The 25,764-nt window shown below is 66.3% G+C and carries 23 protein-coding genes and 1 tRNA gene; 10 read left to right on the plus strand and 14 right to left on the minus strand.

Going from position 1 to position 25,764, the window contains the following annotated elements; translation table 11 throughout:
* Position 1: 1 nt before the first annotated feature.
* Positions 2–895, minus strand: coding sequence for a translation elongation factor Ts (gene tsf, locus ROZ00_05770; protein MDT3735711.1), 894 nt, complete (start codon positions 893–895; stop codon positions 2–4).
* 76 nt (positions 896–971) lie between these two features.
* Entirely contained in the window at positions 972–1,727 is a 756-nt protein-coding gene (rpsB, locus tag ROZ00_05775) for a 30S ribosomal protein S2 (protein ID MDT3735712.1), read from the minus strand.
* Positions 1,728–1,913: 186 nt separating this feature from the next.
* Here rpsB and map point away from each other — a divergent pair, with 186 nt between their 5' ends.
* Positions 1,914–2,717, plus strand: a complete 804-nt coding sequence (gene map, locus ROZ00_05780) for a type I methionyl aminopeptidase (GenBank protein MDT3735713.1) — start codon at positions 1,914–1,916, stop codon at positions 2,715–2,717.
* A 2-nt stretch (positions 2,718–2,719) separates the two neighbouring features.
* Positions 2,720–5,311, plus strand: a complete 2,592-nt coding sequence (locus ROZ00_05785; GenBank protein MDT3735714.1) for a [protein-PII] uridylyltransferase — start codon at positions 2,720–2,722, stop codon at positions 5,309–5,311.
* Positions 5,312–5,321: 10 nt separating this feature from the next.
* Here the strand turns inward: ROZ00_05785 and thpR are convergent, their stop codons facing one another.
* From thpR to ispD, 3 genes are read right to left on the minus strand one after another with little or no spacing between them, the layout of a single operon-like run.
* Positions 5,322–5,861 (minus strand): RNA 2',3'-cyclic phosphodiesterase, encoded by a 540-nt coding sequence (gene thpR, locus ROZ00_05790; GenBank protein ID MDT3735715.1) that lies wholly within the window; start codon positions 5,859–5,861, stop codon positions 5,322–5,324.
* Positions 5,848–6,327, minus strand: coding sequence for a 2-C-methyl-D-erythritol 2,4-cyclodiphosphate synthase (gene ispF, locus ROZ00_05795; protein MDT3735716.1), 480 nt, complete (start codon positions 6,325–6,327; stop codon positions 5,848–5,850). Before ispF ends, thpR begins: the two co-directional genes overlap by 14 nt.
* Positions 6,327–7,019 carry a 2-C-methyl-D-erythritol 4-phosphate cytidylyltransferase gene (gene ispD, locus ROZ00_05800; GenBank protein MDT3735717.1) on the minus strand — a complete coding sequence of 231 codons (693 nt, stop codon included), beginning with the start codon at positions 7,017–7,019 and terminating at the stop codon, positions 6,327–6,329. Before ispD ends, ispF begins: the two co-directional genes overlap by 1 nt.
* Positions 7,020–7,170: 151 nt before the next feature.
* Between ispD and ROZ00_05805 the strand changes: the two genes are divergently transcribed.
* Positions 7,171–8,379, plus strand: a complete 1,209-nt coding sequence (locus ROZ00_05805; GenBank protein ID MDT3735718.1) for an amino acid aminotransferase — start codon at positions 7,171–7,173, stop codon at positions 8,377–8,379.
* A gap of 66 nt (positions 8,380–8,445) precedes the next feature.
* Here the strand turns inward: ROZ00_05805 and ROZ00_05810 are convergent, their stop codons facing one another.
* Positions 8,446–10,290 carry an AsmA-like C-terminal region-containing protein gene (locus ROZ00_05810; GenBank protein ID MDT3735719.1) on the minus strand — a complete coding sequence of 615 codons (1,845 nt, stop codon included), beginning with the start codon at positions 10,288–10,290 and terminating at the stop codon, positions 8,446–8,448.
* A gap of 100 nt (positions 10,291–10,390) precedes the next feature.
* On the opposite strand from ROZ00_05810, the gene ROZ00_05815 reads away from it, so the two are divergent.
* Positions 10,391–10,466 (plus strand) — tRNA-Asn (locus ROZ00_05815).
* Positions 10,467–10,582: 116 nt separating this feature from the next.
* Here ROZ00_05815 and ROZ00_05820 read toward each other — a convergent pair.
* The 8 genes from ROZ00_05820 to ROZ00_05855 are packed head-to-tail and all read right to left on the minus strand — an operon-like array spanning position 10,583 to position 20,981.
* Positions 10,583–10,774, minus strand: a complete 192-nt coding sequence (locus tag ROZ00_05820; GenBank protein ID MDT3735720.1) for a chemotaxis protein — start codon at positions 10,772–10,774, stop codon at positions 10,583–10,585.
* Positions 10,774–11,355 (minus strand): RnfABCDGE type electron transport complex subunit A, encoded by a 582-nt coding sequence (locus tag ROZ00_05825; GenBank protein ID MDT3735721.1) that lies wholly within the window; start codon positions 11,353–11,355, stop codon positions 10,774–10,776. Before ROZ00_05825 ends, ROZ00_05820 begins: the two co-directional genes overlap by 1 nt.
* Entirely contained in the window at positions 11,345–11,992 is a 648-nt protein-coding gene (locus tag ROZ00_05830) for an electron transport complex subunit E (GenBank protein ID MDT3735722.1), read from the minus strand. Before ROZ00_05830 ends, ROZ00_05825 begins: the two co-directional genes overlap by 11 nt.
* A complete protein-coding gene (locus ROZ00_05835; protein ID MDT3735723.1) occupies positions 11,989–12,672 on the minus strand; it encodes an FMN-binding protein in 684 nt (227 codons plus the stop codon). Before ROZ00_05835 ends, ROZ00_05830 begins: the two co-directional genes overlap by 4 nt.
* Positions 12,669–13,811 carry an RnfABCDGE type electron transport complex subunit D gene (locus ROZ00_05840; protein ID MDT3735724.1) on the minus strand — a complete coding sequence of 381 codons (1,143 nt, stop codon included), beginning with the start codon at positions 13,809–13,811 and terminating at the stop codon, positions 12,669–12,671. The genes ROZ00_05835 and ROZ00_05840 overlap by 4 nt, the downstream gene beginning before the upstream one ends.
* Positions 13,808–15,151: an electron transport complex subunit RsxC gene (rsxC, locus tag ROZ00_05845; protein ID MDT3735725.1), complete on the minus strand. Its 1,344-nt coding sequence runs from the start codon at positions 15,149–15,151 to the stop codon at positions 13,808–13,810. Before rsxC ends, ROZ00_05840 begins: the two co-directional genes overlap by 4 nt.
* A 7-nt stretch (positions 15,152–15,158) precedes the next feature.
* Positions 15,159–20,090 (minus strand): 2-oxoacid:acceptor oxidoreductase family protein, encoded by a 4,932-nt coding sequence (locus tag ROZ00_05850; GenBank protein MDT3735726.1) that lies wholly within the window; start codon positions 20,088–20,090, stop codon positions 15,159–15,161.
* Between the two features lie 9 nt (positions 20,091–20,099).
* Positions 20,100–20,981 carry an RnfABCDGE type electron transport complex subunit B gene (locus tag ROZ00_05855; protein ID MDT3735727.1) on the minus strand — a complete coding sequence of 294 codons (882 nt, stop codon included), beginning with the start codon at positions 20,979–20,981 and terminating at the stop codon, positions 20,100–20,102.
* A gap of 498 nt (positions 20,982–21,479) precedes the next feature.
* Here ROZ00_05855 and amrB point away from each other — a divergent pair, with 498 nt between their 5' ends.
* From amrB to ROZ00_05885, 6 genes are all read left to right on the plus strand, one after another.
* Positions 21,480–22,295: an AmmeMemoRadiSam system protein B gene (gene amrB, locus ROZ00_05860; protein ID MDT3735728.1), complete on the plus strand. Its 816-nt coding sequence runs from the start codon at positions 21,480–21,482 to the stop codon at positions 22,293–22,295.
* Positions 22,282–22,833, plus strand: coding sequence for an AmmeMemoRadiSam system protein A (gene amrA / locus ROZ00_05865; GenBank protein MDT3735729.1), 552 nt, complete (start codon positions 22,282–22,284; stop codon positions 22,831–22,833). The genes amrB and amrA overlap by 14 nt, the downstream gene beginning before the upstream one ends.
* Positions 22,833–23,909, plus strand: a complete 1,077-nt coding sequence (amrS, locus tag ROZ00_05870; protein MDT3735730.1) for an AmmeMemoRadiSam system radical SAM enzyme — start codon at positions 22,833–22,835, stop codon at positions 23,907–23,909. The genes amrA and amrS overlap by 1 nt, the downstream gene beginning before the upstream one ends.
* The gene (locus ROZ00_05875) at positions 23,909–24,544 is read left to right on the plus strand and encodes an alpha/beta family hydrolase (GenBank protein ID MDT3735731.1); all 636 of its coding nucleotides are present in this window, start codon (positions 23,909–23,911) and stop codon (positions 24,542–24,544) included. The genes amrS and ROZ00_05875 overlap by 1 nt, the downstream gene beginning before the upstream one ends.
* A gap of 68 nt (positions 24,545–24,612) precedes the next feature.
* The gene (locus ROZ00_05880) at positions 24,613–25,272 is read left to right on the plus strand and encodes a DUF4124 domain-containing protein (protein MDT3735732.1); all 660 of its coding nucleotides are present in this window, start codon (positions 24,613–24,615) and stop codon (positions 25,270–25,272) included.
* A 147-nt stretch (positions 25,273–25,419) separates the two neighbouring features.
* Complete coding sequence (locus tag ROZ00_05885) at positions 25,420–25,761, plus strand: zinc ribbon domain-containing protein YjdM (GenBank protein ID MDT3735733.1); 342 nt, start codon at positions 25,420–25,422, stop codon at positions 25,759–25,761.
* Positions 25,762–25,764: the final 3 nt, after the last annotated feature.

The raw sequence follows: 25,764 nt of genomic DNA on the forward strand, positions 1-25,764 counted from the left end.
CTTAGCGGGCGGCGGCCGCGGCGGCCTGGGCGGCCACTTCGGCAGCGAAGTCGTTGGAACGCTTCTCCAGGCCCTCGCCGACCACGTAGAGCTGGAAGCCGGCGATGGAGGCGCCTTTGGCCTTGAGCAACTGTTCGATGGTCTGCTTGCCGTCCTCGGCCTTGACGAACACCTGGCCGAGCAGGGTCACTTCCTTGAGGTACTTCTGCACCGTGCCCTCGGCGATCTTCTCCAGCATAGCCTCCGGCTTGCCGGCTTCGCGCGCCTTCTCGACGGCGATGCGGCGCTCGGTGTCCAGCAGGTCGGCCGGCACGCCGGAAGCGTCCAGCGCCTTCGGCTTGGAAGCGGCGATGTGCATGGCGACGTCCTTGGCCAAGGCGTCGTCGCCCGTCATGTCCACCAGCACGCCGATCTTGGCGCCGCCGTGAATGTAGCTCACCAGTTTGCCCTTCGCCTCGAAGCGGGCAAAGCGGCGGATTGACATGTTCTCGCCGATCTTGCCCACCAGCGCCGTGCGCGTGGCTTCCACCGTGGCGCCGTTCAAAGTCAGTCCCGACAGGGCGGCGACGTCGGCCGGGTTCTGCTTCGCCACCAGTTCGGCCAAAGCCTTGGTGAAGGCCTGGAAGTCGTCGTTCTTGGCGACGAAATCGGTTTCGCAATTGACCTCGATGATCGCGCCCAGCTTGGCATCCGGGGCGATGAAGACGCCGACCATGCCCTCGGCCGCCACGCGGGAGGCGGCCTTGCTGGCCTTGTTGCCCAGCTTGACGCGCAGGATCTCCTCGGCCTTGGCCATGTCGCCGCCGGCTTCGGTCAAGGCCTTCTTGCATTCCATCATCGGCGCGTCGGTCTTCTCGCGCAGTTCTTTAACCATCGAAGCGGTGATTTCCGCCATGCTTGCTCCTGAATTCATGCTGTTGATGCACAGCGGGGCGGCCGTGCCGCCCCGCGGGGTTCTTTCTGTCCGATGCTCAGGCCGCTGCGCTTTCGCCGCCCTCGTCAACCTCGACGAAGTCGTCGGAAACCGCGGCGACGACTTCCTGCACCGACTGGCTGCGGCCTTCCAGCACCGCATCGGCCGCGCCGCGCGCATACAGGCGGATGGCCCGGCTGGAATCGTCGTTGCCCGGAATGACGTAGGCGACGCCTTCGGGGGTGTGGTTGGTGTCGACCACGGCGACCACCGGGATGCCCAGCTTGCCGGCTTCGGTGATGGCGATCTTGTGGTAGCCGACGTCGATGACGAAGATCGCGTCGGGAAGGCCGTTCATGTCCTTGATGCCGCCGATGCTCTTCTCCAGCTTGACCAACTCGCGCTGGAGCATCAGCGCCTCCTTCTTGCCAAGGCGCTCGAAGGTGCCGTCCTGCGACATCGTCTCGAGCTCCTTCAGGCGCTTGATCGACTGCTTGACCGTCTTGAAGTTGGTCAGCATGCCGCCCAGCCAGCGCTCGTCGACGAAAGGCACGCCGGCACGCAGGGCTTCCTCGCGCACGATCTCGCGCGCCTGGCGCTTCGTGCCGACGAAGAGCACGGTGCCCTTGTTCGACGACATCTTGCGCAGGAAACTCATCGCCTCCTGGTATTTGACCAGGGTCTTTTCCAGGTTGATGATGTGGATCTTGTTGCGATGGCCGAAGATGAAGGGGGCCATCTTGGGATTCCAGAAACGGGTCTGGTGGCCGAAATGGACACCCGCCTCCAGCATTTGACGCATGGTCGTAGACATCAGATTCTCCGATAAGGGTTGGCCTCCGCCCGGCCGTGCTGCGTTGTTGCGGGCACCCTTTCGGCGCCGGGCGTGTGAATTTTGCCGGCCCGAAGGCTGGCAAGTCGCGCATTATAACGGTTTTTTCCTTGCATTTTCAAGCATAATTCATCTTTGAGCACCCCTATGTACCGCACCCCCAGAGACATGAGCATCGTCATCAAGACCCCCGAAGAAATTGAAAAGATGCGGGTCGCCGGCCGACTGGCCTCGGAAGTCCTCGATTACATCGAACCCCACGTCAAACCGGGCATCACCACGGCGGAACTCGATCGCCTGTGCCACGACTACATGGTCAACGAGCAAGGCACCATTCCGGCACCCCTGAACTACGCCCCGCCCGGCTACAAGCCCTACCCCAAGTCCATCTGCACCTCGGTCAACCACCAGGTCTGCCACGGCGTGCCGGGCGACAAGGCCTTGAAAAAAGGCGATATCGTCAATCTCGACATCACCGTCATCAAGCACGGCTGGCACGGCGATACCTCGCGCATGTTCATCGTCGGCAAGGAAGCCAGCATCCTGGCCAAGCGGCTTTGCGCGGTGACCTACGAGTGTCTCTGGCTGGGCATTGAACAAGTGAGGCCGGGCACCCATCTGGGCGACATCGGTCATGCCATCCAGCGCCACGCCGAGTCGAACGGTTTTTCGGTCGTGCGCGAGTTCTGCGGCCACGGCATCGGCCGCCAATTCCATGAAGAACCGCAAGTGCTGCATTACGGCCGACCGGGCAGCGGGCCGGAGTTGTGCCCCGGCATGATCTTCACCATCGAGCCGATGATCAACGCCGGCAAGGCAGCCATCTCGGAACTTCCCGACGGCTGGACCATCGTCACCAAGGATCGCAGCCTGTCCGCCCAGTGGGAACATACCGTGCTGGTGACCGAATCCGGTGCTGAAGTGCTGACCTTGTCTGCCGGCTCGCCGCCCAAACCGGAGCTCCGGGGCTGAGCATGCAGTCTGCGCCGACCGGGGAAACCACCCCCCTGCGGCAACATGCCGGCCGTCTCAAGAGCGTACTGGCCAGCGGCCAGGCAGCTCTGCGCCAGTCTTACGAAGCCAAAGGCGATGCGCTCAGGCTGCTGCGCGGTCACAGCCAGCTGGTCGACGATGTTCTCAGAACACTCTGGCAGGAGGCCCGCCTGCCGCTGGGACTCTCCCTGGTCGCAGTCGGCGGCTATGGCAGGCGCGAACTGTTCCCTGCATCCGATGTTGACCTCCTCTTCCTCCTGCCGGACAGCGTCGCCCGGGACACCGAGCGCCAGCTCGAGGATCTTATCGGCCTGCTGTGGGACATCGGCCTGGACATCGGCCACAGCGTCCGCACCGTCTGGCAATGTGCCGACGAGGCCTCGCGCGACATCACCGTGCAGACCAACCTGCTGGAAGCCCGCCTGATCTGCGGCAGTCGCAGCCTGTTCACCGATTTCGCCGGAAAAATGCGGGCACAGCTCGATCCCAAGGCCTTCTTCAAGGGCAAGCGTCTGGAGCAGGACGAACGCTACGTGCGACACCAGGAAACGCCCTACGCCCTGGAGCCCAACTGCAAGGAGAGTCCCGGCGGCCTGCGTGACCTGCAGGTCATCCTGTGGATCAGCCGCGCGGCCGGCCTGGGCGAATCCTGGAATGATCTGGCCCGCCGCGGCTACATCACCCGTGGCGAGGCGCTGCAACTGAAGGGCCTCGAGACCTTCCTCAGGCATGCCCGCATCCGTCTGCACTACCTCACCGGGCGGCGCGAGGACCGGCTCCTCTTCGATCACCAGGAAGCCATTGCCAGCCGCTTCGGCATCGCCGCCGGCAGAACCCGGCGCGCATCCGAACTGCTCATGCAGCGGTATTACAGAACGGCGAAATCCGTCACCCAGCTCAACACCATCTTGCTGCAGAACCTCGGTGCAGAAATCTTCCCAGAACCGAACAGGGTGCCGATCATCATCAACGCCCGCTTCCAGATGGACCACGAGTTGCTGGACGTGCGCAACGAGGACGTCTTCGAGAAAACCCCCTCGGCCATCCTCGAGAGCTTCCTGCTCATGCAGCAACGGTCCGAACTGAAGGGCATGACGGCGCGCACCTTGCGCGCCCTGTGGCGGGCGCGCCGTCTCGTCGGGCCTGACTTTCGCCGGAACCCTTGCAACCGGGCCGCCTTCCTGCAGCTGTTCCAGCAGAAGCGCGGCCTGGTGCACGAGCTACGGCGCATGAACCAGTACGGCATCCTCGGCCGCTACATTCCGGCCTTTCGCCGCATCGTCTGCCAGATGCAGCACGACCTGTTCCACGTCTACACCGTGGACCAGCACATCCTCATGGTGGTGCGCAACCTGCGCCGCTTCACCCTGCCTGAGTTCGCCCACGAATACCCCTTCTGCAGCCGCCTCATGGCCGGCTTCGAGAAGCACTGGCTGCTCTACCTTGCCGCCCTCTTCCACGACATTGCCAAGGGACGTGGCGGCGATCACTCGAAACTGGGCATGACCGACACACGTCGCTTCTGCCGCGAGCATGAGATGGCCGAAGAGGATACGGCGCTGGTGGTCTGGCTGGTCGAGCACCATCTGTCGATGTCGAACGTCGCGCAGAAACAGGACCTGGCCGACCCTGCCGTGGTGCGCGCCTTCGCAGACCTGGTCGGCGACGAACGCCGCCTGACGGCGCTCTACCTGCTCACCGTAGCTGACATCCGCGGCACCAGTCCCAAAGTCTGGAACGGCTGGAAGGGCAAGCTGCTGGAGGACCTCTACAACGCCAGCCTGCGCCTGCTGCGCGGCGCCTCGCCGCAGCAGGCCATGGGCATCAGCGAGCGGCAGGAGGAGGCGCGCCGCCTCCTGCGCTATTTCGGCCTGCGCCAGGGCATCGAGGACGCCTTCTGGAAGGAACTGGATACGGTGTACTTCCTGCGCCACGACGCCGAGGAGATCGCCTGGCACACGCGCGCCCTCTACCACCGGCCCTCGCCGCTGCAGCCCGTAGTGAAGGCACGCCTGCCTCACATCGGCGAAGAAGGCCTGCAGGTGATGGTCTATGCACCGGACCAGCCTCACCTCTTCGCCCGCCTGTGCGGTTTCTTCAGCCGACTCGGCTACAGCATCGTCGAAGCGAAAATCCACACTACCCGGCACGGCTACGCGCTCGACAGCTTCATGCTGCTCGATCCGGACGGCACACTGGCCTACCGGGACATGATCAGCCTAATCGAGCATGACCTGGCGGCCCGGCTGGCTTGCGGAGTGGCGCCCGAAAAAGTGTCAAGCGGCCGCATCTCGCGCCAGGTGCGCAACTTCCCGATCAGCCCGGAAGTGCAAATTCGTTCGACGGAAAAGGCCGGCCAATGCCTGCTGTCGGTCATCGCGGCGGACAGGCCCGGCCTGCTGTTCACCGTGGCGAGCACTCTGGACGAACACAACATCAATGTTCACACCGCCAAGATCGCCACCCTCGGCGAACGTGTCGAAGACACCTTCCTGATCAGCGGCGTGGAACTGGCCAAGACGGCCACCCTGTTGCGTCTGGAGACGGAGCTGCTCGAAAGGCTGCAGGTCTGACAGCTTCCTGTCAACTGCCGGTTTGCAGGGGCCAGCGGCCGACGATGCGGTAGCTTGCACCTTCCGGCTTCAGTTCCGATTCGACCAGCACGAAATCCCGCACCGGCCATTCGATCTGCAGGTCGTCTCCGGGCGCCACCGCGCAATTGGCATGGCGCAGCAGCGTGACATGGGCGGCAAAAGGCCTGTCTTCGGTGCGAAACGCCGCCGACCCGAGCCGTTCCTTGAGCCCGACAGCCAAATCGCGCAATGCCACGGGAATCGTGCCGACCGCCGCCCAGAAGATCCGCTTGCGCGCCAGGCACTGGCCACGGTCGAACAGGAGATCGAAGGCCGGCAGGCATATTGCGCCGGCGATCTCACACAATTCAGCGAGACGATCGGGCGCGACGTCGCCGACGAAGGCCAGGGTCAGGTGCAGGGTCTCCCGCCGCATGCGGCGCCCGCCCAGCGCCCAATGTGCCCGGCGCCCGGCCTCGTCGAACCGTCGCGCGACGTCGTCGTCGGGCCAGAGGGCAAAGAAGACGCGGTGCGTCTTACCCGCCGACACGCTCGACCAGGGCGACCGCCTGGGCGGCGATGCCCTCCCCGCGGCCGGTGAAACCGAGGCCCTCGGTGGTCTTGGCCTTGATGTTGACGTCGCCGGGCGCGATGCCGAGGTCGGCGGCGATGTTGGCCGCCATCGCCGCCACGTGCGGTGCCATGCGCGGTGCGCGGGCAATCACCGTGGCGTCAAGGTTGACCGTGCGATAGCCCGCCGCTTCCAGCAAGCGCGCCGTCTCGCGCAGGAGCTTGCGGCTGTCGGCCCCCTTGAAACGCGCATCGCTGTCGGGAAAATGCCGCCCGATATCGCCGAGGCCGGCAGCGCCGAGCAAGGCGTCCGTCACGGCATGCAGCAGCACGTCGGCGTCGGAATGGCCGAGCAGACCGCGCTCGAAGGGGATGTCCACCCCGCCGATGATCAGTTTCCTGCCCGGCACAAGGGCATGTACGTCGAAGCCTTGGCCGATGCGCATCACGTTCCTTTCCTTTCCAGCAAGATTTTTTCCGCAAGGGCCAGGTCGGCCGGATAGGTCACCTTCAGGTTGCTGGCGTCTGAAGCCACCAGCAGCGGACGGTGTCCCTGCGCCTCCAGCGCGCCGGCCTCGTCGGTGACGCTCCGGCAGCGGGACAGCGCCTCGTGCAGCTGGCCGTAGCGGAACATCTGCGGCGTTTGCGCCTGCCACAGGTGCTCGCGCGGCATCGTCGCCTCAATGCGGCCATCTGGACCGGCCCGCTTCAGTGTATCGGCCACCGGCACGGCAAGAATGCCGCCCGTCTCGTCATTGCCGACCCGTTCGATCAAACCATCGAGCTGCGCCGCAGACAGGCAGGGCCGCGCCGCATCGTGCACCAGCAGCCAGTCGTCCGGCTTCACCACGGCCGAGATGGCCGTCAGGCCGTTCAGCACGCTGTCCGCCCGCGTCGGCCCGCCGCAGCGCAGGATGGAAAGCTTGACGCCCAGTTCCGACCAGTCGAAGCGTTCCCAGAGATCGTCCCGCTCGGCCAGGACGACGAACACCCGCTGGATGCGGGGCGAGGCGCACAGCACCTCGAGGGCGTGCCGAATCATGGGCCGCCCGGCGAGCAGATGGTATTGCTTGGGCTGTCCGTCGCCCATGCGGGTACCCGTTCCGGCAGCAGGCACCAAGGCAAAATTGCGCGTCATGATGCGATTGTAATCGCATTGGAATCCGCCGTAATGGAGGCGGGCGCAAAGCCGTTCCTTGCCCTATAAGCCGATAAACGCCTTCACTTGGGGCAGAGCCGCGCCGCAGGTACAATACGCCCGCCTTTTCATTCCCGGTTTTCGATTCGTCATGACATCCTCGATTTTTGCAGCGGTGGAACTGGCCCCCCGCGACCCTATCCTCGGCCTGAATGAAGCCTTCAACGCCGACACGCGCACCACCAAGGTCAACCTCGGCGTCGGCGTATATTGTGACGACAACGGCAAGATTCCCCTGCTCGCCGCCGTGCGTGCGGCGGAAAAGGCCCGCCTCGAATCCATGCCCGCGCGCGGGTACCAGCCGATCGAGGGACCGGCCAGCTACAACCAGGCCGTGCAGAACCTGCTGTTCGGAGCCGACTCCGCCCTGGTCAAGGACGGCCGCGTCGTCACCATCGAGGCGCTCGGCGGCACCGGCGCCCTCAAGGTCGGCGCCGACTACCTGAAGCGCCTGCTGCCGGCGGCTAAGGTGTATATCAGCGACCCGAGCTGGGAGAACCATCGCGCCCTCTTCGAATCAGCCGGCTTCGCGGTGGAAAACTATCCCTATTACGATGCCGCCACAAAGGGCGTGAACTTCGACGGAATGAAATCCTGCCTGGCAGGCCTGCAAGCCGGCTCGATCATCGTCCTGCACGCCTGCTGCCACAACCCGACCGGCGCCGACCTCTCGGAAGCGCAGTGGAAGGAAGTGCTCGAAGTCGTCCGCGCACGCGGCCTGGTCGCCTTCATCGACATGGCCTACCAGGGCTTCGCCGACGGCATCGAGCCCGACGCGCTGGTCCTCAAGCTGTTCGCCGCCTCCGGCCTGCAGTTCTTCGTCTCCAGCTCCTTCTCGAAGTCCTTCTCGCTCTACGGCGAACGGGTTGGCGCGCTGTCGATCGTCACCGCAAGCAAGGACGAATCGGCGCGCGTGATGTCGCAGGTGAAGCGCGTCGTCCGCACCAACTACTCCAACCCGCCGACCCACGGCGGCGCGGTCGTCGCGGCAGTGCTTTCCAGCCCCGAGTTGCGCAAGACGTGGGAAGAGGAACTGGCCGGCATGCGCGACCGCATCCGCGCCATGCGCACCGGTCTGGTCGGCAAGCTCGCGGCCCGCGGGGTCGCACAGGACTTCTCCTTCGTCGCCAGGCAGCGCGGCATGTTCTCCTACACCGGCCTGACTGCCGAGCAGGTCGAGCGCCTGAAGACCGAGTTCGGCATCTATGCCGTCAGCACCGGGCGTATCTGCCTTGCCGCGCTGAACACGCGTAACCTCGACTATGTCGCCGACGCGATTGCCGCCGTCATCAAGATATAACGCGCGCAAGCGCCGAAAGCAAACGGGCGCCTCGGGCGCCCGTTTCCGTTTGCAATCCTGCGCGGATTATCGGCGACTCGGCGTCAGCATCGGATCCTTCGTCGTGCCGCCGACAGCCAGCGGCACTCTAAGCGTCGCCGCCGAGCTCTTCAGTTCGACATTCACGGCGCCGCCCAACGAACCGCTGCGGGCGATGCCGACACTGCCCCCGGCCGTCAGCAGGCCGGACACCAGGTGCAGATTGCCCAGGCGACAATCCTTCGGATCAACATCGACGGTTCCCGACAGCTGTTCGAATTTCGTCTCGCCGCCCCGCGTCGGACCGCGCCCGGTGTTGCGCACGGCCTCGCCCAGATCGAAGCCTTTGGCCGTGCCGCGCTTCATTTCGAAGGTTCCGTCGACGTGCAGCGCCTCGGCCAGCTTGCCAAGACTGCCCGCCTTGGCAGCGAGTTTCAGTCGTGCGCTCAGCTCGCCCTCGGCGGAAAGCGCCGATCCAAGTGCAGTCAGAAGCTTGTCCGCACTCAGTCGCTTGAGTTCCAGATCGCTGCTGAGCGTCGCGCCGCCGGACCAGCCCAGCAAGGCCTTCCCCTCGACCAATCCCTCGTAGGCCCTGCCGTCGATCTTGCCCAGCGCCAGGCTGGCAGGCCGCAATTCGCCCTGTACCTCCAGCCATTGGAATGTCAGTTTCGGATTGAAAGGAGATGTCCAGTTGTTCCCGGTGGCTGCGACCCGATAAGCCTCGCCTTGAGGCTGCAGGTCGACCTTGAGGGACGCATCCGAGTTGCTCAACTGGATGGTCTCCACCGTGCCCGAAGCGGTCATCTTGATCTCGCCGTTGAGACCACCCAGTCTGGCATCGCCCGCCGCCAGACTCAACTCTCTCAGCGAAATGTGACGGATTTCCGCAGGCGGGCTTCCGGCAGCGGCCAAGGCCAACTTCCCCAGCCCGGCATCCTTTACGGCGATCTTGCTGAAGGTCAGTTCGTGGAAAACCTTCCTCTCGCCCAGCAGGGAGAAGAAATCCGGCACCGCTCGCACCGACGCAATGCTGAGGGGCGCCTCGTCCTTGCCGACACTGATGTTGCGCAGCGCGATATGCGGGCGCGGCAGGAATGAAAAGCCGATATCGCCGACCTTCACGGGAGCTTGCAGATAGGCCGAGGCATTTCGCTCGATGGCCGGCAGATGGCGGCCATAGGGATACAGCAGCAAAGTCAGCACCAGCAGGACGGGAATGCCGACGACGGCGGACAAGGCCAGAACAGGCCAGCCGATATTGAATTTCCGACCGCGCCTGATCGGCTCCAGGTCGGCGCCGCCGATCGACTCCCCCTCGTACTCTTCCTCCTGTCGCTCCGCTTTCCTCTTCTCCTTTTCCGGTTGAGGCCGGATTGCCGGCTTTTCCGGCTTGGCAAAGAGTGTCTTGATCCTGCCCATCCAGCCTGCTCCGGCTGCAGCCCGCTCAGGCTGGGGGCGCGGCACCGGCCGAGCGGGCGGCGGCAGGGATTCATATTCCGGGGCGGTCAGCTCGATTTCCTCGATCACCGGCTGCAGGGGCGGCGGTTCGGCCGCAGGTGGCGGAGCGGGCAGCGGATTCTGGGCGGGCGGCGGCGTGATCTGGCTCGTCAGCTCAGGCACATCCTCGACCGGCTCCTTCTTCAGTTCAGGAGGCTGCACCTTGGTGAAGTCCAGTTGGTCCAACTGCTCGGCGATGAAGCCGCCGGCCAGCAGTTCGGCAAGAGCAGCCTCCGCGGCATTCTTGTCGCCGAATCGCCTGGACAACTCCGCCACCGTGGTCTGACCGTCGACCATGATGAGAATGCTGCGCAGGTTGCGCTGGACGAGGCGGGTGCGCTGGCGCATCGCCTCTTCCCCCTCCTTGGTTTTGACGAAAACCGTTTTCTTGTCCATTTTTATGCGAACCAGGTAATTGCGGCGATTCTACACATTATTCGGAAGCAAACGGCTTGACGCACTGCGACGAAATGTCTAACATTCGCGCCTCGGCAATTCCCCGATAGCTCAGTCGGTAGAGCAACGGACTGTTAATCCGTGTGTCCCTGGTTCGAGCCCAGGTCGGGGAGCCAAAACCCCATCCCGCAGTACCCTTCCAAGCAGCATGCCACCCCCTCTGACGGAACTATTCTAGACGCCAAATCGAACGGCGGCGAGTGTCGTCGCGCGACGACGGAACCAGGCCGGATTAACGGGAAATCGTGGAACAGGAGGAACCGCTGCAGCCGCTGCCGGCAGAGCAGCTGCCGCAAGCCTTTTCCTCTCGGAACGGGCCCAGCTCGGGATGGCGTTTAGCGAAGCGCCGGTAGAGATTCTGCACGGCAATGCCGCCCGCCAGGAGGGCGAAGATCAGCCCGATGGTGAGCAGGTAGGTCGTCATTAGCCGCCTAGCCCGGCAAAGCCCATGAAGGCCATCGACAGCAGCCCCGCCAGCATCAGCGAGAGCGCCGTGCCCTGCACGACGCCGGGCACGCTGGAGAGCTGCAGGCGCTCGCGCACGCTGGCCATCAGCACCAGCGCCAGGGTGAAGCCGGCGCCGCCGCCGAAGCTGAACACCATGGCCTGGGCGAAGCTGTACTCGCGCGCCGTCTGGAACAGCGCCACGCCGAGCACCGCGCAGTTGGTGGTGATCAGCGGCAGGTAGATGCCGAGTGCGCGGAACAGCGCCGGGCTGGTCTTCTTGAGGAACATTTCCACCAGTTGCACCGCCGAGGCGATCACCACGATGTAGGAGATCAGGCGCAGGAATTCCAGCTGGAACATCGTCAGCAGCAGGTTCAAGCCGAAGGCGCAGAGCGAGGCCACCAGCATGACGAAGGTCGTCGCCACGCCCATCGGGAAAGCCGTGTCGAGCCGCGCCGAGACGCCGAGGAAGGGGCACAGGCCGAGGAACATCGCCAGCACGAAGTTGTTGGCCAGCACCGCGGCAAGGAAGATCTGGCCGAGCGATTCAGTCGCCATGGCCGCCCCCCTGCGCCGCCAGACGCGCTTCCTTGCGGCGCTTCAGCGCCGAAAACAGCAACAGCCAGCCTCCCAGCACGATGAAGCCTCCGGGCGGCAGCACCATCACCACCCAGGGCTGGAAGTTTGGCCCGAACAGCGATACGCCGAACAGCGTGCCGGCGCCGAGCACCTCGCGCACGGCGCCGAGGGCGAACAGGCCGATGACGAAGCCGATGCTCATGCCCAGCGCGTTGACCATCGCCGTAACCGGCGGGTGCTTCGAGGCGTGCGCCTCGGCACGGCCAAGGATGATGCAGTTCACGACGATCAGCTGGATGAAGGCGCCGAGCGCCTCGTAGATCTCGAGGCTGACCGCCTGGATGACGTAGTCGACCACCGTGACGAAGGTGGCGATGATGACGATGTAGGTGGCGATGCGCACCTCCTTCGGCACGATTTTGCGGATGAGCGACACCAGGCCGCAGGAGCACACCAGCACGAACATCGTCGCCAGGCCCATCGACAGCGCGTTGATGGCCGAGACCGAGACTGCCAGCACCGGGCACATGCCCAGCACCATGACGAACACCGGGTTCTGGCGCCAGATGCCCTCCATGAATTCGTCGAAGGTCCGCGCCTGGGAGAGATCGCTCATGATTCGTTTTTCCGGAGTTTTTCCATCTCGGGCAGCAGCTTCGGCAGCAGCAGTTGCGCGCTGTCGTTGATGGCCTTGCCGACGGCACGCGAGGTCACCGTGGCGCCGGCGATGGCGTCGATCTGCCAGGGGTTCGTCTTCGTGCCGTGCTTGACGGCCTTCACCTCGTTGGCCAGCGCCGACAGCTCGGCGTTGAGCTTGACGTCGAGCGCCGCGAAGTTGGCGAGGAACTCCTGGTCGGTGACGATCTTGTCGCCGATGCCCGGCGTCTCCTTGGACGACACCAGGCCGAAGCCGGTGATGCACTGGCAGGCGGGCGAGTAGCCGTAGAGGATGCGCACCGTGTCGGCGTAGCCCTTGGCCGCCCCTTCGGCGGCGATGCCGGCCAGTACGCCTTCTGCATCGTAGGCAGCATAGAACTTCACCGCGCCGGCCACAGCCTCGCCGCCGGCCGGGCGGATGCCCTGGGGCGTCGACTGCCATTCGACCATCGACTTCGCCGCCGGCACGACCTTGAACACCGTCCGCTCCAATGCCAGGCGGCGGTTCGCCGCGGCGGCATCGTAGGTGCCCTGGTAGGCGCCGACGATGATCAGGCCGCAGACGGTCGACACGAGGCCGAGCGTCTTCAGCAGCGAGGTCGCCGGCGTGGCCTGGGGCGGGGTTGCGGGTGCGCTCATTTGGGCTTGTTCTTGAAGAAGCGCTTCTTCGGCGTTTTCGCGCCGGCCTCCTCGCGCGAGATGTAGTCGGGATGCAGCGTGTAGGACGCCGACTTGCGCGCCCGGATCGAGGCGCCCTTGCCGAACGGCGTCGGCTGGGTGATGCGCTCGATCAGCGGCGTCGCCGCGTTGCCGATCAGGATGGCGTACATGACGCCTTCCGGCAGGCCGCTGTAGTAGCGGATCACCACGGTCAGCACGCCGATCAGGCCGCCGTACACCCACATGCCGCGCGGCGTCACCGGCGAAGTGGCCATGTCAGTGGCCATGTAGACCGCGCCGAGGATGAGGCCGCCGGAGAACAGCATGAAGAAAGGATCGGGGTACTTCGTGCCGCCAGCGAGATAAATCAGCCAGGCGGTCAGGCCGGCGCTGCCGAGCACGGCGGCCGGAATGCGCCAGTCCATGAAACGGCGCAGGGCGAGATAGGCGCCGCAGGCGAGGATCAGCACCGGCGACGGCCCCACCGCCATGTGGCCGGCGAGCGAGGTCAGCAGGTCGCCGGCGGCGGTCAGGGTGCCTTCGAACTTCCACTTGGCGAGCGGCGTCGCGCTGGCCAGCGCATCGAACTGCATGGCCTTCAGCCAGGCCGCGGTATCGGCCGGCGCCATCAGCGGCCAAGCCAGCGAGGACGGGATGAATTGCGTGAAGCGCCCGGGCAGGAACGAAGGCGTGTAGGTGGCGATCGCCGCCGGAAAGGCTGCCTGCACGAAGGCGCGGCCGACCAGCGCCGGGTTGAAGACGTTGAAGCCGATGCCGCCGAAGAGTGCCTTGCCCAGCGCGATGGCGGAAACGCCGGCGACGACGCCCATCCACAGCGGGAAGCCGGGCGGCAAAGTCAGCGCCAGCAGCAACCCGGTGATGGTGGCGGAGAAATCCGACAGGCTGCCGGCCTGGGTGCCGGTGCGCACGAAGGCCCGCTCGGCCAGCAGGCAGGACGCCGTGACGACCAGGATCGAGGCCGCCGCCGAGATGCCGTACTGGTAGACGAAGAAGGCGCAGATCGGCAGCAGCGAATACACCACGTTCGCCATGATCTGCTCGACGCTGCGCGGCCCCTTGATGTGCGGGGCGCTGCGGATTTCGGTCTGAACAGTCACGCTGCCGCCTTCTCCCGCAGGATCTGCTTGGCGACGCGGAACTGCTGCACCAGCGGAATGTTGGACGGACAGGTATAGGTACAGCAGCCGCACTCGAAGCAGTCGCCGAGGTGGTACTGCTCGCCCATCGCGTCGTATTCGCGTCGCGCGGCGAGCATGCCCAGCATGGAAGGGTTGAGCCCCATCGGGCAGGACTCGACGCACTCGCCGCACTTGATGCAGGGATAGCTGCGCCGCCCTTCCCGGCCCGCCATGTCCTCGCCGCGGAACACCAGCACGCCGGAAACACCCTTGGTCACCGGCACGTCGAGGGAGGCCACCGACTGGCCCATCATCGGCCCGCCGAGGATCACTTGTCTCGCCTGCGCGGGCGCGCCGGCGTAGTCGAGCACGAAGGAGATCGGCGTGCCGAGCGGCACGCGGTAGTCGCCCGGCCGCGCCACGCCGGGTCCGGTGACGGTGACGACGCGCTCGATCAGCCCCTGCCCGGCCGGCAGCAGCCTGCCCAGCGCCGCCAGCGTGCCGACGTTGTTCACCACCATGCCGAGCGACAGCGGCAGCTTGCCGGAGGGCACCTCGACGCCGAACAGCGCCGTGATGAGCATCTTCTCCGAGCCCTGCGGGTACTTGGTCGGCACTTCCTCGACGAAGATCTCGCTGCCCGGCGGCAGCGCTCGCCGCATCGCTTCGGCCGCTTCCGGCTTGTTGTCCTCGACGCCGATGATGGCGCGGCGCGCGCCGGTGGCGCGCATGGCGTGGCGGATGCCGATCATCAGGTCGTTCGCCTGTTCGACCATCAGGCGGTGGTCGCAGGTGAGGTACGGCTCGCATTCGCAGCCGTTCACCACCAGCGTCTCCACCTTGGCGCCCTCCGGCACCGTCAGCTTGGCGTGGCTGGGGAAGGCGGCACCGCCCAGCCCGACCATGCCGGTGCGCTGCACGGCGAGCACGATCTCCTGCGGCGGGAAGGCGTCCAGGTCCTGCGGCGTGCCCCACAGCACTTCCTGGGTGGACGCCTCGTAGACGCGGATGACGATGCACTCGGTCCACGGCCCGCGCGCGCTCGGCCGCAGTTCGATGGCCTCGACCACGCCGGTGGCCGGCGCGTGCTGCGGCACCGACAGCCAGCCTTCGGCTTCCGCGATGGGCTGGCCGCGCAGCACTTCCTCGCCGACGCGCACGATCGGCCGCGACGGCTTGCCGATGTGCTGCGACAGCGGCACCACCAGCCGCGGCGCGAAGGGCAGCCGGCGGATCGGCGTGTCGGCGGTGTGCTTGCAGCCGGGCGGATGCACGCCGCGCTGGAAAGCCTCGCCGCGGAAGTAGGAGAGCAGCTTCATGTCGGGCTTAGTTGTACTTCGCCGCCCTCGCCATCAGCTTCTCGATGCCCGGCTCGCTCATGTTCCAGGGCGTGCCGGGATGCAGGCAGCCGGCGGTGCACTTCTCCGCCGCCTTGACGATATCGGCGAACCTGGCGCCCTTCGGGTTCACCACGATGGCCTGCTTCTGGTCGTTGTAGACGAACACCTTCGGCGCGATGCTGGTGCACTCGTCGCAGGCGGTGCACTCAGGCGACTCGACCCACACCGGCTCGTAGCCGTCCGCCGCCGGGGCGGCGGGCTGGGCTGCCAGCGGCAGCGGCGCGTTCGCTGCCGGCATGTCCATGCCGCCGACGCCCAGGCTGGCGGTGATCTTCGCCAGCAACTCGGCGCGCACCTGGTCGGCCAGCATCTCGGTGTCCACCTCGGCCCGATTGAGGCCGGCGACGTCCTTCAGCTGCTTCCAGAAGTTCAGGCGTTCCTCGGTGGCGCGCACCAGGTCCTCGGTGATCAGCAGGCGGGTCAGGCGGTTCTTCTGGTCGGTCGCCCAGATGAAGGGGAATTTGCCCTCGCGCTCGTCCTTGCCGAGCTGGAGGAAGTCGGCGATGGCCACCATGTCGTCGTTCCAGGTCTCCGGCGGCGCCTTCTTGAACTGCTTGCCGAAGCGGCCTTCCGTCGCGGCGAAGTCGGCGAAGGTCATCGGCAGCTCCATCTTCTGCTCGGCGCCCTGCTCGTCGACGTACTTCAGCGTGTAGGTAGGCCAGTCCTGCTCGAGCGCCGGGTTGCCCTCGAGGCTGACGCACTCCGAGAAGGTGGTGCCGGCATCCGGATTGAAGCGGAACAGCGGATAGGCGCGTCCCTCCACCGCCAGCTTGCTCTGGTCCACGCTCTTGTCGTCGCCGATGCCGTGCTCCGGCGGGCACACCGCGTAGATGTTGAACAGCGCCGGCCGGCGCGAGTTGAGGCCGTCGATGTAGCTCTCGATCAGGTGGTTGGTGTGGGCGATGGTGCCCGACATCACGTAGGACGTGCGGTGCGCCATGCCGATCAGGCTGATCTCCTTGCGCGTCTCCTGCTTGCCGCGCTGGGCGGCGCCGAACGGCGCCATGTCGGAGATCTGGCTGATGAAGCCCGAGGTGCAGGCCTGTCCGCCGGTGTTCGAATACACCTGGGTGTCGACCACCAGCACCTTGATCGGCATGCCCGACATCAGGGCGCGCGACAGGTTCTGGAAGCCGATGTCGTACATGGCGCCGTCGCCGCCGAGCGAGACCACCGGCGGGCAGAGCAGCCATTCTTCCTCGGAGAACTGCTGCCAATTGAAGCGGCGGAAGAAGTCCTCGTGCTTCTCGGCGCTGTACTCGCCGGCGAGCTCGAGCTCGGCCATGCGCACCGCCTTGAAGCCCTCCGCCATCTTCGCCATGTGGCCCTCGAAGATGCCCATCGCCACCGACGGACTGTCCTGGAACAGGTGGCTGGTCCAGGGGAAGGGATACGGATGGAAAGGATAGGTCGAGCCCCACACCGAGGTGCAGCCGGTGGAGTTCACGATGCCCATCGCGGCGCGGCCGCGCTTGGCCGGGCCCTCGGCGTAGCGCCACTTCAGGTCCTTCAGCTTCTCAATCAGCTGGGTCGCCCACTTCACCCAGGCCGGGTCGAGCGGACGCGACGGCTTGTTCTCCATGATCTTCGCCGCCAGGCTGGCCAGGGTCAGGTCCTGGTCCTTGGTGGCGTTCACCGCCTGCAGCACGGCGCCGGTGTCGGAGAGGTCCACCGACTCGGTCAGCTTCATGCGGATGTGCTTCTCCAGGCGCCCGACCAGGTCCTCGAGGTGGGCGACGTGCTTCTCCACGCGCGGCTGCATCAGCGCGGTCACGGTGCCGGTGAACAGGTGGATGGCGGTCTTCTCGCCGCAGCCGAGGCAGGCGCCGTCGCCGCAGGGCATCGAGCCGTAGTTCTGCTTGTCGAGCAGCAGCGTCTCCAGCGCGCCGATCTTCTCGTCGAGGCTGTCGATACGGCCGTACTCCTTCGGCGTCGTCGGCAGGTCGAGCCAGAAGTTCCAGTCGCGGCGCAGGCGCTCGGTGGATTCCTCGGTCTGCGTCACCATGCGCAGGGCGTCGTCCTCGCAGACCTTCACGCACAGCGCGCAGGCCTTGCAGGTGTACGGGTTGATGGTGATCGAGAACAGGCCGCCGCTGCCCTTGCCCTTTTTCTCCTTCTGCGTCCAGTAGGGCTTGGTGGTGCCGAACTGGAAGTCGCCGAGCGACTCGCGGAACAGGCGGAACTCCTCGGCGAGGCCCTGGCGCTCGGCCTCCGGCGCCTCGGCGACGGTGGCGTTGATGGCGTCGTCGATGAGCGGACGCACCGATACGCCGTCGCCGTCGATCATGCCGCGCAGCTTCTTCTCCAGCGTGCGCACGGCGCGGCGGAGATAGCGCGTCGGCCGGCCGCCGCGCTCGACGCGCGTCACCGCCGTGTTGAAGACGTCGGCCACCGTGCTGACCAGGCCGGGGATGGCGGAATCCGGGCACTCCGTGTAGCAGTTGCCGCAGGCCGTGCAGTTCTCGGCGATCCATTCCGGGTACTCGAAGCGGATCTGCGTCATGTCGCGGAAGACGCCGGTTGCCGCCGGCACCAGCGAGGCGCCGATGAAGGGATCGACCAGGTTGTCCGAGCCCTTGCCGGAGGCGTAGAAGCTGCCGGTCTGCTCCCAGAATCGGTGGATGTCGGCGACACGGCCGTCGCCTTCGGGCAGTTGCTTGAGCATCACCGGCAGGCCGGCGGCCTTGTCGCGCAGGTTGCGCCGTGTCGCGCCGACTGACTTTTCGGTGATTTCCTTCAGCTCGCTGAAGCCGCGGCGCACCACGCGCAGGTTGTCATCCACCACGCGCTTGCCCTTGCCGCCGAACTTCGCCTGCAGCTGGTCCTCGATGGCCTTGAACAGCTTCTCCTCGGTCAGGCCGGCGTTCTTCATCACCGGCGAGGCGGCGAAGAAAGCGCCCTGGAAGGCGATGCCCTGCATGCGCAGTTGGAGGTCGGCCGAGCCGGCCTCCTCGCGGGCGATCTGGAAGGCGTCGAGGTAGAAGACGCGGATGTCGTTGTCGACGATCTGCTTCTGCATCCACAGCGGGAAGCTCGCCCAGAGATCCTCGGCGGAGCGGTTGCTCTGCACGATGAAGACGCCGCCCTTCTTCAGGCCCGCCACCGGGTTGGAGTGCTCATGCACGTTGGGGTCGGGCGAGAGCACGACGTCGACGTACACGTACTCGCAGTTCACGCGGATCGGCTCCGGCGCCGCCGACAGGTAATAGGTGGTCGGCTGGCCCTTCTTCTCCGAGCCGTACTTCGGGTTGGCCTTGATGTCCCAGCCGAGCAGCTCGTACAGCGTCATCGCCAGGTTCTTGCCGGTGGTGATGGCGCCCCAGCCGCCGACCGAGTGCATGCGCACCGTGATCGAGTCCTTCGGCAGCAGGTTCGGGTTCTCGCTGCCGCGCACCGCCATCTCGCGGATGCGCGGGTAGGCCTCGAGGATGTTCTGGTTGTGGATCTCGTCCTTCGGGTTGGCCGGCGTGTCGCGCACGAAGTCCACGGAAAGATAGAAAAACTTCTTCTGCGGCGCGTTCGGCAGCATGTTCTCGACGGCGCCGATCAGCGCCTCCGGCTGCATGTCGCGCGAACCCAGGCCGTAGCAGCCCGAGTAGAGGCGCGGCATGTCCTTCGCCGAGGCGTAGGCGGCGTAGCCCTCGTAGGGAAGTTTTCCGTCTGCGGCGCCGTTCTCCAGGCACTTGGTGACCGTGGCGCGCACCTCGCGCATCAGCGGCAGGTCCTCGGCCAGCGGCTGGTCGGTGCGCTCCAGCACCGCCACGCCCTTCTTGCCCTTGAGGATGGCGCCGAGCAGGTCGCCCGGGAAGGGACGGAACAGGGTCAGGTCGACCACGCCGACCTTCAGCTTGCGGTTTTCGCGCAACCAGTCGGCGACGGCCTCGGCCTGGACGATCATGCTGCCCATGCCGAGGATCAGGTACTCGGCGTCCTCGCAGCGGTAGGTCGACACGCGCTTGTACTGGCGGCCGGTCAGCTCGGCGTACTCTGTCATGCAGCGGTCGGTGATCTGCTCGATGTGGTCGAAGAAATACGGCCGCTGGCCGGCCACCGCCTGCATGTAGGCGTCCTGGTTCTGCACCGAGCCGGAGAGCAGCGGGGTGTCCACGTCCCAGATCGCCGGCACGCGGCGGCGCTTCGGGCCGTAGAGCATGGCCTGGGCCGGCGTCGGCGTGTCGATGAGGTCGTCCGGCTTGCCGAGGTATTCGGCCACCAGTTCGCGCTCGGGCAGGCGCACCGACTCGATCAGGTGGGTGGTGAGGAAGCCGTCCTGGCCGACGATGGCCGGGGTGAGCGACAGTTCGGCGGCCTTGCGCGCGATCAGGTTGAGGTCGGCGGCGCCCTGGGCGTCCTTCGCCATGACCTGGATGAAGCCGGTGTCGTCCACGCAATGGTAGTCGTCGTGGCCGCAGTGCACGTTGAGGCTGGCCTTGGTGATGGCGCGGCAGCCCATGTTGAGCACGTAGGGCAGGCGCTTGCCGACGGCGGCGTAGAGCGACTCGTGCATGAAGGCGACGCCCTGCGCCGACGAGAAGTTGGTGGCGCGCAGGCCCGTCATCGACATGCCGGCAGTGACGCCGGCGGCGGCGTGCTCGGATTCCGGCTCGATGAAGATCAGCGGGCGGTCGGAGATGTTGAGGTGGCCCTGGGCGACAGCCTCGGCCCAGTATTCGCCCATCTGAGTGGACGGCGTGATCGGGTAGGCGCCGGCGGCGTCGGACGCCTCGCGCTCGACATGGATGACGGCGGTGTTGCCGTCGACCGCGTCGCGCACGCCCGGGTATTTCACCTTGGCCTTCTCCTTGCCGGAGCCGGGGGCGGTCTCGAACAGCTTGTATTCCTTGAGCTTCTTCAGCATGGCATCACCTCACGCGGAGATAAGTGGTAATTCGTTCTGGCGCAGGATCTTTTTCGCTTCCGCGCCCTTGATGGAAAAATTCGGGTTGTCGAACCAGACGATGGCGCCGGTCGGGCAGCGCTCGATGGCCTGCTTCGCCGCGCGCGCGTTCTGCGCGTAGTCGATCACCGCCAGGTTGTTCTCCAGCTTCATCACGCCGGGGGCGGAATCGACGACGCACTTGCCGCAGGCGGTGCACGCCACCTCGCAGGATTTCTCGGCGGTATCGCCGTCGGCGAGGTTCTTGCAGGCCACCCACAGCTTGCGCGAGACCGGCTCGAGCGAGAACAGACCTTTCGGGCAGACTTCGACGCAATCGTTGCAGGCGGTGCACTTGTCGGCGTCCACCACCGGCAGGCCGTGGGCGTCCATGTGGATGGCGTCGAAGTCGCAGACCTCGGCGCAGTCGGCCAGCCCCAGGCAGCCCCAGGCGCAGTCCTTGCCGCCGCCGCTCACCACCGCCGCGGCGCGGCAGGAGGTGTGGCCCGCGTAGCGCGCGCGCATGAAGGCGACGTGGCGGCCGCCGGCGCAGGCCAGTCGCGCGACGCGCTTCTCAACCGAGCCGGCATCGACGCCGAGCAGGTCGGCGATCACGACGTTCTGCGCCGGCGCATTCACCGTGCACTGCGCCGGCATGATCTCGCCGGCGACGACCTTCTCGGCGAAGTTGCGGCAGCCGGCGGTGCCGCAGGCGCCGCAGTTGGATTTCGGCAGGAGTTCCTCGACCTGGTCGATGCGCGGGTCTTCATAGACGTAGAGCCGCCGGTTGGCGAAGGCGATCACGCCCGCGAGGGCAACGCCGAGCAGCGCCATGAAGGCGCCGGCATAAGCGAGGTTCGAGATCGATCCCATGCTGCGAGTCAAAACCTTTAAGGTTCAAATAACCATGACTACACCAGGGTCTGGAAGCCACGCGGACACACCGAGCGCGTCCCGGGCAAAAAAAACAGACTCTGGAACCTGGCGGGTACCGGACCTTGCCTTGCGGGCGCGGCGGCGGCAGCCACTCACGGTGCAGCCGGAGATCGGATCCGGCTTACTGGACAGCCTGGCGTGGTGCGCCAGGCCGGGTGACACGCAAACAGCGCGGTTGCGCTACTTACGCTCGTGTTTGAGGAAGTATAGGAATTTCGCGGCGTTGCAACAACAAAGTCTTATATATGATTACCCAAAGTTTTTCTTATACGTGGCGGGCAGTTGGACTTGTTTTTCATATAGTAAAACAATATTTCTCAAACCGGGAAGATTTCGATGCTGCGCCGCAATACGGCGATAAGCGCATCGTAGCCGGCTTCCTATAATTAAAAGAGAGGCTTGATTCCTTCAACAATCGCCCAACCTGTGACGACAATGAACCCTTCCCTGCACATCCGCCCGCCTGCCGTCGCCGGCATGTTCTACCCGGCCGATGCGGCGGAACTCGCCCGGGACATACAGTCCTACCTGGCCGCCGTGCCAGCCGCAAGGCATGCGGCGCCGAAGGCGCTCATCGTCCCCCACGCCGGCTACGCCTATTCCGGCGCGGTCGCCGCCAGTGCCTATGCCCTGCTCGCCCCGGCGCACAGCAGCATCCGCCGCGTCGTGCTGCTCGGCCCGGCGCATCGCGTGCCGATCCGCGGCCTCGCCCTCCCGGTGGCCGAAGCCTTCGCCACGCCGCTGGGCGGCGTGCGCATCGATGCCGAAGGGGCCGCCACCGCACTCGAGCTGCCACAAGTCACCGCCAGCGACGTGGCGCACAACCTGGAGCACTCGCTGGAGGTGCAGGTGCCCTTCCTGCAGAGCGTGCTCGACGATTTCGCCCTGCTGCCTTTCGCCGTCGGCACGGCGACGCCCGCCCAAGTCGCCGAGGTGCTCGATCTCCTCTGGGGCGGGCCGGAAACGCTGATCCTCATCAGTTCCGACCTCTCGCATTTCCATGCCTACGCCACGGCGCAGGGCATCGACAAGGGCACGGTCGGCGCCATCCTCGCCTTCGAGCCGTCCGTCGAGCACGAGCAGGCCTGCGGCGCGACGCCGATCAACGGTCTGCTGCTCTGCGCCAAGCGGCGCGGCATGCAGATCGAACTGCTCGACCTGCGCAACTCCGGCGACACCGCCGGCGACCGCTCCCGCGTCGTCGGCTACGCCTCGTTTGCCCTCACCGAGAAGCCCCATGCCCAACACTGAACTCGGCGCCATCCTCCTGCGCCTGGCCCGCGCCGCCATCGGCGAGCGGCTCGGCCAACCGGCTGCGGCCGACGCCAGCCACGCGCGGCTGCACGATCCGGGTGCCACCTTCGTCACCCTCACCCAGCAGGGCAATCTGCGCGGCTGCATCGGCTCGCTCGAGGCGCACCGGCCGCTCGCTCAGGACGTGCGCGAGAACGCCCTCGCCGCCGCCTTCCGCGACCCGCGCTTCACGCCTCTCTCGGCCGGGGAATTCGAATTCACCTCGGTCGAAGTCTCGCTGCTGACGCCGGCCCTGCCGCTGGCCTTCCGCGACGAGGCCGACTTCATGGCCCAGTTGCGACCCGGCGTCGACGGCATCGTCTTCCAGTACGGCCGCCACCGCAGCACTTTCCTGCCGCAGGTGTGGGAAAGCCTGCCCGAACCGCAGCAGTTCATGCAGCAGCTCAAGCGCAAGGCCGGCTTGCCGCCCAACTTCTGGCACGAAGAAGTGAGCATCTCGCGCTACGAGGTGACCAAGTGGAAGGAAGGCCGGTAATGGAGCAGTATCCCGGCCGCTGGTGGCATTTCATCGACGACGGCCGCATCCAGTGCGACCTCTGCCCGCGCGACTGCAAACTGCGCGACGGCCAGCGCGGCGCCTGCTTCGTGCGCCAGCGCGCAGGCGACGGCATGGTGCTCACAACCTACGGGCGCAGCTCCGGCTTCTGCATCGATCCGATCGAGAAGAAGCCGCTCAACCACTTCTTCCCCGGCAGCAGCGTCTTTTCTTTCGGCACCGCCGGCTGCAACCTGGCCTGCAAGTTCTGCCAGAACTGGGACATCTCCAAGTCGCAGGACATGGACCGCCTGATGGACCAGGCCTCGCCGGAAGAGATCGCCCGCGTCGCCGCCGAGGGCGGCAGCAGGAGCGTGGCCTTCACCTACAACGACCCGGTGATCTTCGCCGAGTACGCCATGGATGTCGCCGACGCCTGCCACGAACGCGGCGTACAGACCGTCGCCGTCACCGCCGGCTACATCGGGACGGAGGCGCGGCGCGAGTTCTTCGCGAAAATGGACGCCGCCAACGTCGACCTGAAGGCCTTCACCGAGGATTTCTACTTCAAGCTCACCGGCGCCCACCTGCAACCCGTGCTGGACACACTGACTTTCCTGAAACAGGAGACCGACTGCTGGTTCGAGCTGACCACGCTCCTCATCCCCGGCAAAAACGACTCTGCCGCCGAGATCGAGGCCATGTCGAAGTGGATCGTCAGGGAGCTCGGCCGCGACGTGCCCATCCACTTCACCGCCTTCCATCCCGACTACAAGCTCGACGACCTGCCGCCGACGCCGGCCGCCACGCTGCAGCGCGCGCGCCGCATCGCCCTCGACGAGGGCATCCGCTACGTCTATACCGGCAATGTGCACGACGCCGAGGGCGGCACCACCTTCTGCCCCGGCTGCGGCAAGGGCGTCATCGTGCGCGACTGGCACCAGATCCTCGCCTACGACCTCACCGAGGAAGGCCACTGCCAGCACTGCGGCACGCCCGTTGCCGGCCGCTTCGGCAAATACGAAGGCCAGTTCGGCCGCCGCCGCATTCCCGTCCGCGTGCGCATGGGCGCCTGATGGAAGTCCTCATCCCGGCCGCAAAAGTCAGTCTCCCCGGCACGCTGTCCCTGCCGGACAAGCCGCTCGGCGTCGTCGCCTTCGCCCACGGCAGCGGCAGCAGTCGCCACAGCCCGCGCAACCAGTACGTCGCCGGCGTCCTGCACGAACACCGCATCGCCACCCTGCTCTTCGACCTGCTCACGCCGCAGGAGGACCGCACCTACGAAACGCGCTTCGACATCGGCCTCCTCACCGAACGCCTGCTCGCCGCCCTCGCCTGGCTGGAAGGCAATTCGGAAACGAAGGCCATGCAGCTCGGCTGCTTCGGCGCCAGCACCGGCGCCGCCGCGGCCCTGCAGGCGGCGGCCAAGCGACCGGGCATTGCCGCCGTGGTTTCCCGCGGCGGCCGCCCCGACCTCGCCGGCCCGCAGGCACTGACTTTGGTCCACGCACCGACCCTGCTCATCGTCGGCGGCCGGGACGACGTCGTGATAGACCTCAACCGGCTGGCGTATGACCTGCTGCGTTGCGAGAAGAAGCTGGAGATCGTGCCGGGCGCGACGCACCTCTTCGAGGAGCCGGGCACGCTGGAGCAGGCGGCGGAGCACGCGGCGCGGTGGTTTGCCGCGCATCTCAAGACCGCGAAGGCTTGAGCGTCCAGCTTGTTCCACGTTCGGGCCCGGTGTAGTCTGCTGCCGACCTCCTTCACCCGACGGACCGCATGGCCCCGCATCCCGCCCGCCTCGCATTCGCGTTTCTGCTGACCCTGTCCGCAGCGCCGGTTTCCGCGCAGGGGCAGTTCCACAAGTGCGTGGATGCCAGGGGCAAGGTCACCTACCAGGATTTTCCCTGCGGCCAGTCACCCCGCATCGGCACGCCGGAATCGCCCCCGGGCAGCGCAGCGCACCCCGCCACCGACAGCGCCTCCTCGCCGGTCATGCGCCAGTTGGACGCAGCGGTCAAGGCGGCGATCGCCTCCCGCGACCTGCCGCGCGCCAAGGGGCTGGCCGTCACCGCACAGCATTGGGAGTGGATAGCGGAAGCCGAGCAAAACCAGCAGGTGCAGCCCGTCACGGGCCGCACCCAGGCCGACCTGCGCGCAGAGAAAGGCGCCAGCCAGGAATGCCGCGACGCGCGGCGGAACTACGAACTCGAGTCGCGCTCGCCCGAGGCCATCGAGAAAATGAAGCACCTGATGTACGAGGCCTGCGGGATGGACCCGCCCGCCGACGCCGGCGCCGGCACCGGCCAGACCGTGATCCTCACCCGGCCGCGCGCCGCCCCGCACAGGCCGCCGCCCCCGATCAGGCCCGAACAGCCGACGGTCAGGCAACCGCGAGCACCTGAACCCGCGAGGCCGATAAGGCGCAAGGACGATTAAGCGGCGCCGTGTCCGCAAGCCGCCGTATCCCCCAAGGGGACTTCCTTCGGGGCGTCACGCAGACCGACTTTCCCCGGCAGGTTGCCGAACGCCGTTAGTTCCGTTTACCCTTGCAGCCCCCCCGACGAACCCAATCAGGACACAACCATGCCCACCACTCCGCCCTGCCCCCAATGCGCCATGGAAAACGTCTATCAGGACGGCGCCAACCATGTCTGTGCCGATTGCGGCCATGAGTGGCCGATGGCGGCGGCGGGCGCGGATGAGGATGCGGCGGCGGTGGTGCGCGACGCCAACGGCAACGTGCTGGCCGACGGCGATGCCGTGGTACTGATCAAGGATCTGAAGGTGAAGGGCTCGTCGATCACGCTGAAGATGGGCACCAAGGTGAAGAGCATCCGCCTGGCCGGCAGCGGCGACCACGAGGTGGGCTGCAGGATGGACGCCGGCAGCTTCATGCTGAAGGCGTGCTACCTGAAGAAGGTCTGACGC

Source organism: Denitratisoma sp. (assembly GCA_032027165.1).
Classification (GTDB): domain Bacteria; phylum Pseudomonadota; class Gammaproteobacteria; order Burkholderiales; family Rhodocyclaceae; genus Desulfobacillus.